Source organism: Candidatus Nomurabacteria bacterium, assembly GCA_023898465.1.
Lineage (GTDB): Bacteria > Patescibacteriota > Patescibacteriia > HK-STAS-PATE-3 > HK-STAS-PATE-3 > HK-STAS-PATE-3.
Genome location: CP060223.1, coordinates 265,600 through 282,533, shown reverse-complemented (window position 1 = coordinate 282,533; position 16,934 = coordinate 265,600). Strand labels below are relative to the sequence as shown.

Genomic DNA, 16,934 nt, shown 5'->3' with positions numbered 1-16,934 from the left:
GCCTAGAAGGCAGGATTCTGTGCAAGGGTGATTGCTCCGAGGAGCAATACCGCGAGACCCACGAGCAGGAAGACAATCTCGATGGCGCCGAAGCTGACAGCTTTGCGGCGACCTTTCATTGGAGCATAGATTTGGGCCATGATCCAGACGAGAAATCCTCCGAGGAGAATAAGCTCAGTGGGAGTAAACGCAATCGACATACGGCCTCCCAAACATGTTAAGAATGAGGCCGTTGCCGATATTCGCGATGGGAAAGAACAGGGCCAGAAAGTATACAAAAACCACCGGCTCTGTCAAGGATGAGATTATTGACTGGCTTATTTTATCCCTAAACTATGCTTTACCTTTTCCACAATCGCGTGCGGCTGCAGACTGGCTTTTAATAGGTAATCCTCGGCACCTAAATCAATGGCCCGCTTGCGTTGCTCATCCGCATCAAGGTTGGAGAGAATCATTACCTTGATTGAACGCGTCTTTGGACTCTTCCGAATTTGGGCTAAGAATTGCAGCCCTACTGGATGATGAAAATCCTGCTCCGTGTCTTGGATGGTAATCGAGGGAATCATGAGATCAAGCAGCACTAAATCCGGCTTCACACGCTCAATAATGCGCTCCGCTTCTTCGCGTGTCTTAGCCCCGTACACCTCAGCCTTTACTCGTTGCTGCAACGCCAACATATACATCGTTGCTAAGAGCGGCTCGTCCTCGACAAGTAGGATGCGTTTTGGTTGTTTCCCCCTTACCTGTTTCATTTTTTCGGCTGTGTAATTGGTATCGTGAATGCGAATTTAGTACCTTTCCCTTCACCTTCTGATTCTACCCAAATCTTACCGCCGTGCATTTCCACAATTGACTTGGCAATAAAGAGTCCGAGACCGGAGCCATCAGGATTGATCTGCGCAATGCCAGACCCGCGCACAAACTTACCAAAGAGTTCATGCACATCTTCGCGCTTAATACCAACGCCAGTGTCTTGAATTTCTACCTGGATATGGCCATCGGTCTGAAAGGCGCGAACAGTCACGCTTCCCCGCTCTGTATATTTGATAGCGTTATCAATCAGGTTCTGCACCACGTTCATGAGCTTATCACCGTCAGCTTCAATTATCGGCAGCTCTTTATCAACTTCCACTTTCAGCACCAATCCTTTATCCTCGGCTGGCTTTTTCTGATCCTTAATCTGTTGGTCAATGAGATCCTTAATCTGCGTCGGCTGCTTGTTAATCGTCATCTTACCTGACTCAATCTTTGAGACGTTCAAGAAGAGGTTGATGAGACGAATCATGCGCTGACTCTCACTCAACAATTCAGTCAGCAGTTTGGTGTGCTCCGGCTCCATTTTACCGAAATCCCCCTGCACCATCATGGAAAGATAGCCCATAATGCCAGTCATCGGCGTGCGTAATTGGTGCGAGGCAATGGAGACGAATTCCGACTTAGCTTGATCAAGCTGCTTCAAGTGTTCATTCGCCTGCTCCAACTGCTTATTCGTATCCTGGATGCGATCAAAGAGTTTAATATTGTGCAGCACGATTCCGGCCTGGTCACCTAAAGCGATCATCATAGCCCGCTCCTGACTACTGATCTCCTCTTTCTTCTTCCCGAGCACAAAAACCAAGGCACCGAGAATTTCACCCTCGGCATAGATTGGCACTGCCACAATATACTTTGCGCGAATCAACTTCTGCATGGCGAAACAAAAAGCTTTAGGCACGGCCGGTGCTAAGAATTCAGCTAGTGAATCACTTTCGCGCATTTCACCAGTCAAAATAACTTGGTCGGTCATGGAATTCTCATCCACGTGCCCATGGTATTCGTTCACCGGCTTGGGCAGTAATTTCATTGCCGCGCGAGTAACCGGCGTTTGCGTAATTGCCTCAGCCCATGACTGGCCAGTCTTTGGATCATAGAGCAGGAGCACGGCACCGATGTAACCGAGCTTCTTGGCTACTCCGTCCACAATGTCCTGTCCTACTTTTTTGTAATCAAGAGAGTGCGTAATGGTGCTCGTGATATCCTGCAAAGCGCCAAGGAAACGATTGCGCTCTTTCAACTCCTTTGTCGCCTCATCAACTTTCACCTTTAATTGACTGGAGAAGTTCTTCACCTCTTCGAAGAGCATGGATTTCTCAATCGCTGATCCGATCTGCGGAGTCAACGTTTCAATCATCTTCAACTCTTCGGTCGAGAAGCTATCACCGGAAAGTTTCGGCCCCAGGATGAGGACTGCGTTGAATTTGCCTTGCGCCACAATCGGAGCAGCTAAGGCAATGTGGTTCGTTTCCATTTCCTCGCGCGATCGCTTCAACTCTTTTAATTCGTCCCCTTCGCTCGTGTCCTGAATTTTGCGCTCGAGCGATTCTAAAATGGTGATACGAGATGTGAAACGTAAGAATCCGATCATACCGGATCGGCTGGAAAAGGTTTTGGGATCAAAGTGATCGTGGTTTATGTATTCAACAAAATCCCCCTTGGCGCTTTTCAATGCAATGCCCGCGTGCTTGAGCTTGAGCCTACTCTCAAGCGTGGCGCTGATGGAGGTGACGAGCGGATCCAGGACAATTTCACGGTTAATAATTTCGCTGATTTCCCGCAACACATCAGCGTAGTCAATTTTTGCCTTATAAAAAACCGAGTCAGTAGAACGAGAGACCCATCGCTTCAATGGCTCGAAACCAATAACGATGATGAGAGAAACAAGTATTGTAGCGGTTATTTCACCAACAAATTCTTCAAATAATAACTTTGCGAGTAAGGTAATTCCAGTAAATGATCCTGCGACGAACAGGATAAGGAAAAAATAAATTAAGGAACGCGTGATAACAAGACGGATGTCGAGGAGGCGGTGGCGGATGATGGCATATGAAATAAAAAATAAGAGAAATAGAGTACTAAGAGGGCCAAATCCAGCAAGAGATGAAAAATTAAAAATTGGTAAAATTACGTTAGTACTCAAGGTCAATACTGCAGTAATAACGGTGCCAAGAAAAAGATATCTAATTTGTAATTTTTCTAGGCCTTTTGATTTTTTATATTTTTTATAAAGAATAAAAAAAGAATAAAGTAATGAGAATGCTAAAAAAATAAATTGGAAAAAATATAGTGTTCCAAGTTGATAGGTTAGACTGACTCCTTCACCTACTTTTATTGTGACATCTTGAATTACATACGGCGTAAACGTCGCAATTAAAAAGAAGCATGCCGTTAAAGAAACGACAATAATAATACTTTTCCTTAGATGTATAGTTTTTTTCGGAAAATACCAAGAAAAAAGAAGGAATGTTGGTATGAGAATAATTGGCCCGATAAATGACGATCGCGAAAAGAATAAAATTTCTTCTTTTGAGGAGCTGATATTTAAAAGTAAAATTGATAATATCCAAAGAGAGAGAGTAATAACGGTAGCACCAAATAATCTACTACTTGTGTTCTCGCGTCTCAAAAGAAGAATTATCAGACTTAAATATCCGAAGAGCAATATAATAAGTGCTAAATTTTGTGGGATTAGCAATTTATCCATTTCGAACGAATTCACGAATATCAAAATAATAGAATCTTGGAGTTAACAATAATTGCTCAGCCCTGTTCCCAGCCAGTATTATCTCAGTAATCAAAGATGCGGTAAGTAAAGTCGTTAATCCTAGCTGTGGAATTGGACTGTTTGTTTTAAATCCACTTAATAAGATTTCAATATGAGGAGATAAATAGCTTGGTACATTTTGTTTAAGTTTATTGTAAAGTTGATAAAAAAATTCAGAATTATTTTCAGGTAATTTCTCCCCAAATAACGATTTAAAATCACCCTTTCCATTTTTTGATACGAATACGAGTGATCCAAAGGCAATATTCATGGGGAATATTCCCATAATGCCTTTTTTATTAATATATTCCTGAATTTCAAAATATAAAGGACCCGCATCAACTGTGCTCACTACAATATCTGAATCTTTTATTACATTTGAAATAATCGATTTTTTTAAAAAAACCGGATACTGCTCCACTTCAATATTTGAATTGATGCTTAATATCTTTCTCATTAAGCTTTCTGCTTTGTTTTCTCCAATATCACCAATGTCAAATGCTTGCCTGTTAAGATTACTCAACTCGACCTTGTCTCCATCACAAAGTACTATTTTTCCAATACCTGTCCTGGCAATAAGGAGTGCGGCTTGACTTGCAAGACCACATCCAATAAAACAAACTTTCTGTTTTGTGAGAATTTTTTGTTCTTTTTTAGTTATAAATGGTTGATTTCTATTAAAAAGCTCTACATTCATACAAGAAAAATTTTTCAATAATAATATTTTTTGTTTTCACGTTTTCAATATTAAATCCGCTTTCTTTAATTAATATTTTCAGAGCATCTTGATTAACTAGAGTCGAACTAGTAATAACTACCTTCCCCATTGGATTAATATATTCTCTTGCGTCTTTAAAAAATTTACTGACCACCTCCCCATCCTTACTCATCCAATTGTTATCTAATAAAGAAGTGGGTTCTCCATGAAAAAAAGGTGCGTTGAAGAGAATTAAATCAAACTTTCCTTCTAAGTTAGAAAATAAGTCCGAGCAATAACATTCGACATTTTTTATCTTATTTATTATGGTATTGATTTTTGCGGCATCAACCGCGATAGGGCTGATGTCGCTTGCAATTACTTTTGCCCCTTTTCGTGCGGCAATAATCGAAATGTATCCACTTCCACAACCCATCTCTAAAACCTGTTTACCTTCCATCTCTTCGTTTACTAGCCACTTAGCCATTAGGTCAGTGGTAAACGAATTAGGCGGGAACACGTTTGGGGGACAGAGTATAATAAGATCGCTAAAGCTAAATGTTAGGTATTTTTTGTGGCTAGCCCGTCTTAAATAGAATAATACAATTTTATGAGCTAATTGCTTGAAAGAAATGTCCATAGTCCAGGATTTACTATTTTTAACCACTGCGATTCTTTTTCGATATCAATTAACACGGGTACTGAGATTGAACCCATATAATGTTTTGGTTCCCCTAATAAATTAAATGAAAAACGAAACTTTTTTAACATATTATATACATTTTGATCTATTGCCGCTACAAACATTGCAATTCCATTTTCTTCGGCGTATCTATAGCATGCTTTTAATAAACCTAACATAATACTTGGATGCTTTAAACTCGACTTCCTAAATTTTTTATCAACCGCTAGTCTAGAAATCTCCACAACTTTTTTAGAACTAATTGATCCATTCAGAGAAATTCCAAAATCATGCTCTATTGGCAAATTCCTATTAGTGCGTTTAATAAGTCGAATTGTGCCAACAACATTTTTTGTCTTTTTATTTATTGCGATGAAATGTATTGAACAATCATCATACTCATCCTTTTCAGACCTATTGGGATAATTATTCACGTCTAAATATTTACATTCTAGACAATATACTTCGTATCTTAATCTATATGATAAATTTAGTTGGTTGTTATTTTGAGTCTCTAAAACAATAAAATTATGATCTAGTTGTCTTTTAATATACCGACTTTTAAATTCTTCAACTACATGTCCTATTGTCATTTTTGAAAATCGCAATTAAACATTACCTTCTATTAATAACCCACCAAACCATACTCACCCAAATAATCGATGACGCGGGCCCAAGCCAATAGTTAATTTTTAAGTCGAAAAAATATGGCAATATTAAATTAATTAGTAATCCTACTGCCGCTGAAAACAAATAGGCGCTGAATAATAATTTGAATTGGTAGCGATAATATCCATCCAGTCTTCTTCTTTTTAAAATTATTTCCACAGGAATAAGAATTGCAAATAGCAACATAACTACCGCATACATCCAAAAAGAGTCGCCGTATATTGTTGCCCTTACTGAGGTATCATAGAATCCTATAACAAAGTTTTTATCAAAGAGAGTGGCAATAGAAACAAAGAAGGCCGGGAGGGATGTGAATAATATGAATCGCTTGTTGATATCAATGCTTGGAAATGGATGTAAAAGAATATAATAATAAAGAAAAGGAAAAATAAATGCAGCAAAAGAAAACGAGAGGCGTTGCAAAAAATCAGATTGCCAACTTGAATAGGAAAAAAGAAGCGGAATAGAATTAGTTAGCACCCATCCAGTCACACAAGCAGTAAAGAGTCCAAAGAAAAAAATAGCTTTTGTTCTTTGGTAGCGAGTAAATATGTATATTGTCAACCAAAGTTCTAGGCCCGCAATAACTAATAATAAGTATACACCATAATCCATAATTATTTCCTCTGCGTCGCCCACCAAACAAGAGCAAGCCAAATAATTGAACTAGATGGGGCTATCCAATAAGCAATTCTAATATCGAACATCGAAGGCAGAACAAGATTAAATAATAGCCCTATTGCGCCAGAAATGAAAACAGCAAAAAATAAAATTTGTGCATACCATCTGTGAGAACCCTTGGACTTATTAATCTGCCTTATTAATTCAAATAAAATAATTGCATACATGAACAACATATAAAAAGAATAGGCCCAAAAAGCTTCTCCAAATATAGTTGGCTGATTCTCTATCAATTTATCAAATCCAAATACAACCGTTCCCGACCCTAAAATCATTGTACTAAGAAGTATTGGCGCAGTAAACACAAAAAGTATTAAACGCCAATTTATTAATATTGTAGGGATGGGAAAATTAATTACATATAAGTATAGCGCTGGAAAAAGTAATATTGCAAAAACAAAACTCAACTTTGAATCAATATCAAAGAAGACATTATGTATTGGTATTACGAAAGCAGCCGCATTTGTAAGCACCCACAAAGAAAGAAAGAAAACGAAAAGTGCAAAAAATACTATCGAACTTGTCCTCACATAACGGACTATTAAATAAATCCCAAAGGCTAATTCTAATAATCCAACAACGCTAAGTAAAATTAAATCAAAAAATACTATTTCTCCGTTCATTTCCGTACAATTATGTAAGTAGTAAACCCAAGCCAGACAACTGTGAAAAGGCTGGCAACGGCAGCATTTGGGTAGATGCCCAAAGTTGTCAAAACCAAATCTAAGAAAACGATGGGTAGGCCGCCTAAAATAATACCCCAAAGCAAAGTTTTTGCGTTATCTCTGCTAAATCCATCAAAACGCTTGATCTTAACAATGAGTAGGATTATCACCATTGCATACATGAGAAAAAGATAGCTATTAAACATCCAATGTGCTGGTCCGGGATAACTTGTGGTATACCCGCTCGACGGAGTGATATTTTCTTTAATTATCGCTGGAGTAAAAGCGGCAAAACCTAATATGAGTGTTGGAATATACAACAAAACTGTATGTAGCCTATCAAACGGGAAAATCTTGTGAGGAAAGAGAATTACTAAATGAAGTAAGGCGGTAAGGAACAAAATTCCAAAGAAATATACAAATGATATGCCGAGATCAAAGTAATCAAGCAAAATCCAGCGGTAGGTAAAGGTTCCGGTAAAAATGACCCACATACCAGTCGAAAACGCCAACAACACCATCACCTTCCGAATTGCGCTGCCGCTGTTTGTTTTCCAAAAATATCCAGCGAGCATCAACTCCCCTATTCCAACCAGATAATTTGCAATGATGAGAAACTCTTTCATCTTACTTCTTTGCAATAATAATTGCAGTAGTTAGCGCAACAAAAAGTGAAGATTCAATGGCAAAGTAATGTGCCGTATAAACATTAAACCTTGGCAACACAACGTCCAACAAAAAGCCAAGGAGTCCTGATACGAAAAATACTGCCGTAATGTCTCTAATGTTCTTCCTAATTTCAAGTTCAGTGGTTATTTTATATTTCTGTATGAGATTATAGATAGCCCCCAGAACAAAGGTGGCCAAAACTAACATAAATGGTGTATACCAGACTCCAAATGTAGGCTTACTTATTCCATTTTCTATAATCACAGACTGGATAAACTGCTGATTAAAAAGTATGAATGGAATAAAAAATGTAATCGGAATTACCCAAAAAAGAATGTCGCGGGAGTTTGGTCTTGCAGTAGAAATTGGAAAGTACTTACTAAACATAAAGAACATCACAAAAGTGAAGGTGCCTGAGATAAAGCCGATCTTATGAAGGACTGTTTGACTCTCCTGACCGCCAAATAACAGCAATAAACCATTTAATAGTGCAATAAGTGCTAGTCCAAATAAAAAGCCTGAGTAATAACGAATGGATAGCGTCTGCACATATCTACGCAACATCCATATTGCGAGAGTCGCGTGAATAAAGAAAAGTGTAAAAAGTAAAACTAAATGAAAGGTGTTCATTACTTCCTCAATATCAAGTACCCAGTAATAAATAGCCAGATTGAAGAGGCTAAGGGGCCCATATAACCTAACTTTGAAACATCGACAAGTGGATGAATGATGTTAGTAAATACCGAAACCAACAAAGAAAAAACTAAGCCTATAATTAAAATAAGAAGAAAATTCTTATTAAAGCCGTCGGATTTTTTTCGACTCTTTACTAGTTCAATAAAAGACCAAACCCAATAGAAAAAGAATACTGATAATACAAACCAGTGTAACTCCCCGACAGGTCTTTGAAATCCTTCATCAAAGCTGATAACACTATTATGATCTACAAAAGTATTAGAAAAAAGTATTACGACGAAGAAAAAAACGAGTGGACTAAGAACTAAAGACAGTATTTCCTTATTGGACTTACGTGGATAAGGGAATGAGTAACTGAAGCCAAGAATAAAAGGAGCGGTAAAGGTCCCGCCAATCCAGGCAATTATTTCCAGCCATATATCATTTTCTGAAAACGGACTAAAACCATACCCGTTTGCACCTACATAGAGTGCTACACTTAGCGCGAATAGGCCGTAATATATAGTTGCTGGACTTTTTACATATCGAAAAATCAAATAAAAACCGAGTATTACTTCAACAACTGAGATAATGAGTAATATATATCCAATCATCTTACTTCCTCACCATTAAATACGCGGTAGTAAACAGCCAAATAGACGAGAATAATGCTCCAATATATCCGTAGCGCGTGACTGAAACTAAGGGAATGTAAATATCAAAAATTGCTGAAATAAGCAGTGATGAAAAAAGCCCTATGAGCACAATGGTAAGAAAATTCCTATAAAAACCGCTTGTGTGCAATCTCGTATACAGCAGGTTTCGTATTGCCCATATCCAATACATCGCAAATACTGCAATGGCGAACCAGAAAAAGACACCGATTGGCGCAGTGTAGCCTTCGGCAAAGGAATAAATATACGTTTTCTCCAGGAAAATATTTGAAGTAAAAATTCCTGCGCCAAATAACACTACTGGCCAAATTACCCACGGAAATAGCTCAGTGGGATATTTTTTAGGGCTAGGAAAGCTATAACTGAAGCCAAGGATAAATGGGGCGCTAAGTAAGCCGCCAAACCAAGCAAGTTGCTCAAAAATAAACTCGTTATCAGAAGCTCGGGTAAATCCGAAACCGTTCGCGGCAACATAGATCGCAACACTTATTGCAAAGAGACCGTAATATGTTGTTGCCTGGCTTTTTTCATAGCGAAAAATAAGGTACAGGCCAATAAAAAACTCTACAACCGATATAATGAGCAAAAGATAACCTAACATGCGCCTTCGCTCCTTTCAGAACTTGTGGCAGCTACGAGGCTACTTTGCACACAAAAAACATCCCTTTTTACTAGGGACGCTTGAGTATACAAGAGTATGTGCTGCTCTTGAGTGATTTCCCCCTCCGCGATGTCTGTTTTTGCTGACATTTTCACGCGGTTGCTAGAATATTGAGATATTCAGAATAGCTCAATGACTATACCACTTTTTAAGGGGAGGGGCAAGGTTTAATAAAAACCTCCCAACTGATATATGAAATTAGGGATACCAACCAAGAAGCCGGAACGTCCCTGTAACATTTTCTAAAAGAACTTTGCGAATGCCAGAATTTACATCGTATGATACAAGTGTTTTTTCTGCGGGGGTGTTTACACTTTCCTCCAGAAATACCAAATATCCATCTTTCCAGGGCAAAATTTCATTAACAACAGCATTTTCAGTCAACGCGCGCTCCTCACCGGTTTCCATGTCATACATCCAAATGTTACGAGAATTAAAATCATCTCCGTTTGCGTACACGAGGTATCTCCCGCTTGGATCTACGGTCAAGAGATCGTCCAAACTCGATTGCTGGAGTGTAAAGCTTTTTGTTTCGCCACTAGTCAAAGAAATTCGATAAAAGGTTGTTTGAGCCTCGTCTTCAGGGCGGAATCGATAGTGCGGTTCAAAACCGTAGGTATTTCCGACTTCATCAAAGACGTAGTTACTTACACGTAGATCATCAATTTTTTCAATTCGTTGTTGGCTTAAAGTTGCCACATCAATTGCCACCAGGCCTACGATATTACCTTCAGTTGCGTGTGTATAAAAAGCGTAGAGCGTTTTTTCATCAGCACTCCACTGCAAGGGCGTGAGCATTCCTATTCCTATATCTCCAGCAGAGCCGCTCTCCACGCTCCTTTCTTTTCCGTCAGCTGCAAGTATTACTAAATTTGTCTTATCCTGTTTCGGCTCCCCAATATTACGATTAAAAGCCAAATATGCACCACTTGAAGAAAGTATGGGATCAAAATACTCTCTCGGATCTCCTAGTTTTTTAAGAAAATGCATTGGCAAAGATGTGTCTTCAGCCTTTCGCTTCGACATTGTAGGAATCTCAAAAATGCTTATCGCGGCAGATGCATCTGAGTCAGGCAGGGTTGCAAACATAAAAGCAGGTCCCTGCACTCCTTCAATAGCTTTCTTTTCCCCAAATAATGTAGCAAAAAAGAAAGCATAAACCACTGCGCTGATAAGAACGAACACTGCGATGAAGATAGAAAAACGATTCATAGTAGTAAGATTACGATATTATGAGAAAATGCTCCAGAATAACGTAATTATAGTTTTAATCCTAAATCAACTAAAAGGATGGTGATCGCTAACAGAAAGAATAGCAACATGACTATTCATAGAGAGGAGAGACAGCGGAGAAGGCTTTCTAATGAAAAACCTTCTCCGCTATCGTGTTAAGGAATCGGGTTCGGATTTCCCGTCGGTGGCGCAACATAATCATTGCCGGAATTGTATCGCCCATTTAGACGCGGGTTGATCAACGATACGCCATCGAGCGTATGAGTGACGTTGTTCCGCCACACCGAGAAGTGAATGTGGGGTGTCGTACTCGCTCCGCTGTTCCCTGCATAGCCCAGGAAAGTCCCCTGCCGCAGGTCGTCATAGGTATGGACGAATTCCCAAGGATCCGTTTCGAGATGGGCCACAAGCGACTTCCAGCCGTTTCGATGATCCATCTCCACGCACCAACCGTACCCATTCCTCCATCCGACAAACGAAACGATGCCACGCGCCGGAGCGAGTACTGCGCTATGAGTGGTCGGCGCATCCTGCCGTACAAGATCAATCGAATGGTACGCGGCGGCCATGTAGTTTGTGTTGTGATGATAACCACATCCGTACCCGCAAACAACCTTCCAAATCTGACCCCCGCATGCATCCCGGATCCCATCATAAGGGAGTTTGAAATCCTGGATCGAAGAGGGCCAAGTCATCGGGCTTGACTGAGCTGAGGGTGAAGCATCCGGCAACTCATCAGAGATCACCGAAGTCTCCCCCTCCGTCGGCAGCTCCTGACAGCCGGTCATGAAAGCGAGGGGTGTCATGGTCAACGCGATGGCCATGAGCAGGAAGAGTCGGAAACGCCAAGTCATGGCGAACCTCCATGCATTTCAAAGTGCAAAACGGCAACAAAGCCGCTTTCCTCATGTGAGGAAATGAAGCCCGGAACTATTCCGCGCTCCCCAACGCCACGGCAAGGGAGGGTGGAATACGCCTATACAAAAACATGGCGTCTCCAGACATCCTGGTCAGTGCCAGGCAGAGATCGCCACCAATTGTGCATTTAGTGTACTCCTGTGAAGTGGGTTGTCAAGTAATAGTAAACTTCACTTTTTCATTCTGGAGCGTATCAAAAAGAGAAGAGCCCGAGATCGATGATCCCAGGCTCTGTTGGATTCCTGACGGACTGGAAAGGCTACTGCTTGATGACGCCGATGTAGACCGGATCTGACTCGTTGCCAGCATGATCTACTGAAACGGCACCGAAGTAGTGCTGACCGGGTGACAGCGTCGACGTATCAACGTCTCTACACCACACATCTCCTACGCCGCTAGCTCGCAGTTCACACACCTCAAGCCTCGCAAATGGTTGACCATCGAGGGTGATGTACACATCATCGACGTGTTCACCACGAAAGTCCTGAGCCACCACTCGCAAATTGATAGAATTCCCGATCTCCCGCTGATTTCTCGGAGCATCCCATCGATAGATGACCGGCTTCGAGTTGTCGATGTCGACCGTAATTCCCCTTGACTCTCTGTTACCGTTTACATCTGTTGCCAACGCGTGAAAGCTATGCAAGCCATCGGTGAGCTGGGTAGTATTGAAGTCATGCACGACGAAGATCTTATCACCGTCATCGGGTTCAGTCACTACAGCGATGACCCTGCCATCGATAAAGAATTTCACCTCTACCACCCCGTTGACAACGTATTCGTTTGCCGAAACAGTGAGATCAATCGTCCCGCCCTTTATTGCGCCTTCTCGAGGATCGACCCATCTTACGGTAGGTGGAGACCAATCAACCCATCGTGGGGTGCGAAGTGTATCGCCTTCGCTCGGTTCCCGAGCGCTAATCACTTCCTCGGAAAAGGATGATTGCACTTGGAAGTAGAAGAGCGCATCTCCCCTGAGTCGAGGTGCACACAACAAATGTTGAGTAGTGCTCACCTCCTCGATGACGTAGTCAGTTGGTTGAGGAGTCCTACCATAGTACACCCTTCCAACTGTCGGGATGTTTGTTTTCCACGAAACATTCACCCCTGAGTAGTCTGGGTTCACGGTATAGACAATCTCAGACTGCACGATCTGATCTGGACTGCGGATTTCTTCCGGCTTCGTAGCGGCGTCCTTACCGCCGCAGCCAACAAAACCCAGAGCCCCGATGGTGATCAGCGCGAGTACGACAAACAGGCGGTTCATGACGCCTCCTTTCTTTCCAGATTTGTCAGGGTGCTATCCTGACCCGAGGTTCAGTGTGACAATCCAACGCAGATGGGGTGCGCATGGCGCATCCATCGAATCTACCGTACTTCTCCTGCTTATCAAAACGTGGGTTACTACCCAAAAATGATTATGCTCGGACTACTGAGATGCGTCAAGTAAAGAAATAAAGATGAGATGAAGCGCTTATAAAGGCGCTCTTTCGTAGGTAAAACCGCTAATAAACTCGCGCATTTCTTGCTCAGTGAAATCACCGCTTGAAAAGACATATACAAATGCAGAGCCAAATAGATAATAATGCGCCTCTCGCACATCAATCCCCTGAAAATCAACTACTTTGAATAAACGGTTTCTTGCAATGGATAAGGTTAAAAAGCTTCCAGGAATATACTCACTATTAAGATCATTTTTTAACCAATCTTTTAGCTCCGCTTCTCCATTTGGACTTACTGAACCTGAGTTAGGATATACATCAAGTCGAAAACTATTTTTTTCAAAGGTATTAAACCCATTCGGAATATCATCTCTTTCTTCCTCTTCACTATTTGGATTTGGTAAAGAAAACCAAGTGGTGAGCAAAGTCGGCTCTGCAGCCTCGCTAACGCTCCAGTCAACACCATGATCAATCGTATAGGTGAAATCATAATTCTCTGATTGAAACACCTTGTGACCAGCTGAACTGAGCATTTCAAGTTCACGGAAATCTTTGTTGACTGTTTTGTTCGTCGTTGTTACATCGGAGGAATCTGATCTTAATCCAAGATAGAGAAAGCCTGCGGCAACTACGACAATGAGTAATATGAGGAGACGATGAGTGGTGGTCATTATATTAACTGAAAGGAAGAAAGAATTTTTTTGTAGGCCTCAAACAATTCCATATTATCATTATACTGAGAAGCTACTACCTTAATTATTGTTTTTTCTTCCTGATTGAAAACATAAAATCCGACGTATTTAATACTTCCAGACATCCCCCCTCCCGTATAAGTAACGTTAATTATTTTTTCTGTTTCGGTCGTTGTACTCTGAATATTAATATCAGAGAAACCATTAAGATCTTCCCCTACCCACGTTTCAAGTTCTTGGGTTGCAGACAAAGAATCTTGCTCCAACTTAATAGCATATATGTTTATTATTGGACTCTCCTCAATAACCTCTTCTCCTATAATTGAAACTTGAACAAGCGCTGGATCAAGAACTTTAATATTAGACTTTTTTATTGTACTAAAAGAATATCCGTAGGTTGTATTTTTATATGAAATAGCATGTCCGGAATAAAAAATCACCGACGCAAGAACAATGCTTGAAAATAAGAGAAAGACTATTTGGATTTTTTTCATATACTTATGAAGTAAATAATTGACTTTGTGGGAGGTGGGGGGAACTGAAAAACTTTCCAGCACCCCCCACTATCTAGTTATGCAGCACGCACGCCTCATGCGGACGATATGCCATGAAATCGTAGCGATCCAACTCCGTATTTGTGATTTCATGCCTTGCGATGGCATATGAGTAGTAATAACTTCCGTCCGGACGCTTGTAAGTTCCGATCCAGTTTGAATCGATTACATCCAAGCCACCGCCTAGTCGTTCTACTACGATCGCAGTATGAGGTAGTGTTTCTGACTGCAAGATCCATCCAGGTTGTGCTTCGGAAACCGGGCGTGGATTATTGTAACGATACGTAGAAGTGGGCAAGAGCAAATGTCCGCCCGGGTAGCCATAGCTAGAGCGGTAGAGCACCAAGTTGACAAAGAACTTGCACCAACCGCCTTGCTGGAAGCCATTCCATTCGCCAAGCGGTCCTGGAGAGCCACCACCGTACATATATTGACGGACTACACCAAGGGCGTTACAACAATCCCCTTGATGTGGGTAGGGCCAATCACCCATAGCCTTACCCTGATAGACCTCATGCGATGTGCCGTTTCGAAGCTGGCACAATGTGTACTTTGCTTCACTTACGACCTGATTATACCATTCGGGCCCAGTAGACTGAATCGCTGGACCGGGTTGAGCTTCCGGACTCTCAACCACTTGATCCTGTGAATCCCCCTCCGTCGGCAGCTCCTGGCAGCCGGTCATGAAAGCGAGGGGTGTCATGGTCAACGCGATGGCCATGAGCAGGAAGAGTCGGAAACGCCAAGTCATGGCGAACCTCCATGCATTTCAAGGTGCAAAACGGCAACAAAGCCGCTTTCCTCATGTGAGGAAATGAAGCCCGGAACTATTCCGCGCTCCCGCACCGCCCCTGCAGGAGAGTAGAAAAAGACGCTCTTCGTTTCGATCATCGCAAAGAGACCGATGCCGAGAAATGGGTAGCGAGCGGAGCCGAGCTACACCCTGCGGCAAGGAGGAAGAACACGCGCATACAAAAACATGGCGTCTCCGGACAACCTGGTCAGTGCCAGGCAGAGATCGCCACCAATTGTGCATTTAGTGTACTCCTGTGAAGTGGGTTGTCAAGTATTGTCGAAGATGCGCAATGCGTCTACACTTCTCTATAGGAGGAAGCACCTTCATAACTCAACGGAGGTCTGAGTATGGCACACCTCTTGGTTTTTTCTGGTAGTCAGAAACGAGCCCGCCATTTGGCAGCTCGGATCAACTGCCACACCATCACCGTCTGCTCAAGTCTTGAGGATTCTCAAAGCATCTTGGAAGATACTGATGGTGAGCCTATACGAAGCCTCATCATCGACGCTGTAGGAAAAAAAGCCGGGAACTTTCTCTCCGCCCTTGGTGCTATGGCACTTCCCAGAACTCTTGATTCTTTTCTCTTGGTTGTCCCAGAGGATCGCCAAGACACACTAGGTGCTTGGGTGGAACTTGTTGCCTCAATCTGTCTGCCGATCCCCTGGGGCGACATCGTGAGCTTTGATCGCAAGGCCCTCGCCACCCAAGATTTGGTCACCAGCGTGGTTGATCTTGAGCTGCTCAAGGGATGGCTCATGCAGGGAGAGGACGACACCGTGTACCCCTTTGACCCAAGAAGCACCTTGCTGACTGATCAAAGGAGAAAAAGCTTCTTCAACCCTGGGCTCTGCCACTTTGTCAGAATGCTGGCCGGGCGCTCATGCTGCATGGAAGAGCCACTACCCTGGGAAGCGCTTCGATCTTGCATTGATTGGGAGCTCCTGTTCGACCTCGAACTCGATCTTGGGGCAGTATTCCAGCAGCTTGGAGCGCTTGGACAAATGGCGTTGACCGACCCCTCTGCTATCCCCTTTCACTTCTTCCGATATGATGAACGCTTAGCCCGCTCTAATCTTTCGCTGCAAAAGGCGCTCGGACGCTTGATAGCCGCAATCCCTGATGAAGAGATCGCCTCCGTCAACTAACCCCAACTACGGACACCTCACTTGAGTGTGTCCGTTTTGCTTGACAAAGAAAATCCACAGCGCTACACTCCGTGGCAAGATTTGCACATTCTCAGGATGAGATCCGTGCGTGCCTTTCACTGGAAGAATGGGGGTACTATGTCGACGCAAGCGGCTACGCAGACCGACTGGATCAAGATTGGCGTACTCGGCAGTGTGCAGTTCCAACGAACGCATACGGCCAGCCTCAAACAAGGAGTGACGCTGCATGATCGAGACATTATTTGTCTCGGGGATCCGCTCGGAGCAGCGCCTCTGACAACCCTGCGTGTTGACCTCGGGGCAACGACGCGAAACGTCTTCGGTGCTAGCGGAGATATCCTGATCGAGGTTCCCAGTACCGCAAAGCCGGGAATGGCGATCTATCGCCACAATCCCCACGCCCGCAAAGGCGTCTGAACTCACACGAGACCCACGCTATGCTGGGTCTCGCTTCTTGGGTATGCAAAAAGCGCGATATGA

At 42.5% G+C, this 16,934-nt stretch carries 20 protein-coding genes; 2 read left to right on the top strand and 18 right to left on the bottom strand.

All coding sequences use genetic code 11. The annotated features are described in order from the left end of the window. Positions 1–2: 2 nt before the first annotated feature. The 18 genes from H6760_01345 to H6760_01260 all read right to left on the bottom strand — a co-directional run bounded on the left by H6760_01345 (position 3) and on the right by H6760_01260 (position 15,243). Positions 3–200 (bottom strand): hypothetical protein, encoded by a 198-nt coding sequence (locus tag H6760_01345; GenBank protein USN53797.1) that lies wholly within the window; start codon positions 198–200, stop codon positions 3–5. A gap of 117 nt (positions 201–317) precedes the next feature. Beyond that, the gene (locus H6760_01340; GenBank protein USN53796.1) at positions 318–752 is read right to left on the bottom strand and encodes a response regulator; all 435 of its coding nucleotides are present in this window, start codon (positions 750–752) and stop codon (positions 318–320) included. Next, on the bottom strand, positions 749–3,520 hold the full coding sequence (locus H6760_01335) for a hypothetical protein (protein USN53795.1): 2,772 nt from the start codon (positions 3,518–3,520) through the stop codon (positions 749–751). The genes H6760_01340 and H6760_01335 overlap by 4 nt, the downstream gene beginning before the upstream one ends. Further along, positions 3,513–4,277 carry a ThiF family adenylyltransferase gene (locus H6760_01330; GenBank protein ID USN53794.1) on the bottom strand — a complete coding sequence of 255 codons (765 nt, stop codon included), beginning with the start codon at positions 4,275–4,277 and terminating at the stop codon, positions 3,513–3,515. Before H6760_01330 ends, H6760_01335 begins: the two co-directional genes overlap by 8 nt. Continuing rightward, positions 4,258–4,764 (bottom strand): DUF2431 domain-containing protein, encoded by a 507-nt coding sequence (locus tag H6760_01325; GenBank protein USN53793.1) that lies wholly within the window; start codon positions 4,762–4,764, stop codon positions 4,258–4,260. Before H6760_01325 ends, H6760_01330 begins: the two co-directional genes overlap by 20 nt. 128 nt (positions 4,765–4,892) lie before the next feature. Continuing rightward, the gene (locus H6760_01320) at positions 4,893–5,552 is read right to left on the bottom strand and encodes a GNAT family N-acetyltransferase (GenBank protein USN53792.1); all 660 of its coding nucleotides are present in this window, start codon (positions 5,550–5,552) and stop codon (positions 4,893–4,895) included. A gap of 22 nt (positions 5,553–5,574) precedes the next feature. Further along, positions 5,575–6,243, bottom strand: coding sequence for a hypothetical protein (locus H6760_01315; protein USN53791.1), 669 nt, complete (start codon positions 6,241–6,243; stop codon positions 5,575–5,577). 2 nt (positions 6,244–6,245) lie between these two features. Beyond that, a complete protein-coding gene (locus tag H6760_01310; protein ID USN53790.1) occupies positions 6,246–6,932 on the bottom strand; it encodes a hypothetical protein in 687 nt (228 codons plus the stop codon). Further along, positions 6,929–7,600, bottom strand: a complete 672-nt coding sequence (locus H6760_01305; protein USN53789.1) for a hypothetical protein — start codon at positions 7,598–7,600, stop codon at positions 6,929–6,931. Before H6760_01305 ends, H6760_01310 begins: the two co-directional genes overlap by 4 nt. Before the next feature lies 1 nt (position 7,601). Next, positions 7,602–8,192: a hypothetical protein gene (locus H6760_01300; protein USN53788.1), complete on the bottom strand. Its 591-nt coding sequence runs from the start codon at positions 8,190–8,192 to the stop codon at positions 7,602–7,604. Between the two features lie 80 nt (positions 8,193–8,272). Beyond that, complete coding sequence (locus H6760_01295) at positions 8,273–8,932, bottom strand: hypothetical protein (protein ID USN53787.1); 660 nt, start codon at positions 8,930–8,932, stop codon at positions 8,273–8,275. A 1-nt stretch (position 8,933) separates the two neighbouring features. Then, complete coding sequence (locus tag H6760_01290) at positions 8,934–9,593, bottom strand: hypothetical protein (GenBank protein ID USN53786.1); 660 nt, start codon at positions 9,591–9,593, stop codon at positions 8,934–8,936. A 258-nt stretch (positions 9,594–9,851) separates the two neighbouring features. Continuing rightward, positions 9,852–10,865: a hypothetical protein gene (locus H6760_01285; protein USN53785.1), complete on the bottom strand. Its 1,014-nt coding sequence runs from the start codon at positions 10,863–10,865 to the stop codon at positions 9,852–9,854. Between the two features lie 176 nt (positions 10,866–11,041). Beyond that, positions 11,042–11,740 (bottom strand): M23 family metallopeptidase, encoded by a 699-nt coding sequence (locus H6760_01280; GenBank protein ID USN53784.1) that lies wholly within the window; start codon positions 11,738–11,740, stop codon positions 11,042–11,044. A 323-nt stretch (positions 11,741–12,063) separates the two neighbouring features. Further along, entirely contained in the window at positions 12,064–13,071 is a 1,008-nt protein-coding gene (locus H6760_01275; GenBank protein USN53783.1) for a hypothetical protein, read from the bottom strand. A gap of 207 nt (positions 13,072–13,278) precedes the next feature. Beyond that, complete coding sequence (locus H6760_01270) at positions 13,279–13,917, bottom strand: hypothetical protein (protein ID USN53782.1); 639 nt, start codon at positions 13,915–13,917, stop codon at positions 13,279–13,281. Next, positions 13,917–14,432, bottom strand: a complete 516-nt coding sequence (locus H6760_01265; protein USN53781.1) for a hypothetical protein — start codon at positions 14,430–14,432, stop codon at positions 13,917–13,919. Before H6760_01265 ends, H6760_01270 begins: the two co-directional genes overlap by 1 nt. Positions 14,433–14,505: 73 nt before the next feature. Beyond that, positions 14,506–15,243 (bottom strand): hypothetical protein, encoded by a 738-nt coding sequence (locus H6760_01260; protein ID USN53780.1) that lies wholly within the window; start codon positions 15,241–15,243, stop codon positions 14,506–14,508. A gap of 392 nt (positions 15,244–15,635) precedes the next feature. Between H6760_01260 and H6760_01255 the strand changes: the two genes are divergently transcribed. Next, on the top strand, positions 15,636–16,433 hold the full coding sequence (locus tag H6760_01255; protein USN53779.1) for a hypothetical protein: 798 nt from the start codon (positions 15,636–15,638) through the stop codon (positions 16,431–16,433). 138 nt (positions 16,434–16,571) lie between these two features. Further along, positions 16,572–16,871, top strand: coding sequence for a hypothetical protein (locus H6760_01250; protein ID USN53778.1), 300 nt, complete (start codon positions 16,572–16,574; stop codon positions 16,869–16,871). Positions 16,872–16,934 lie beyond the last annotated feature (63 nt).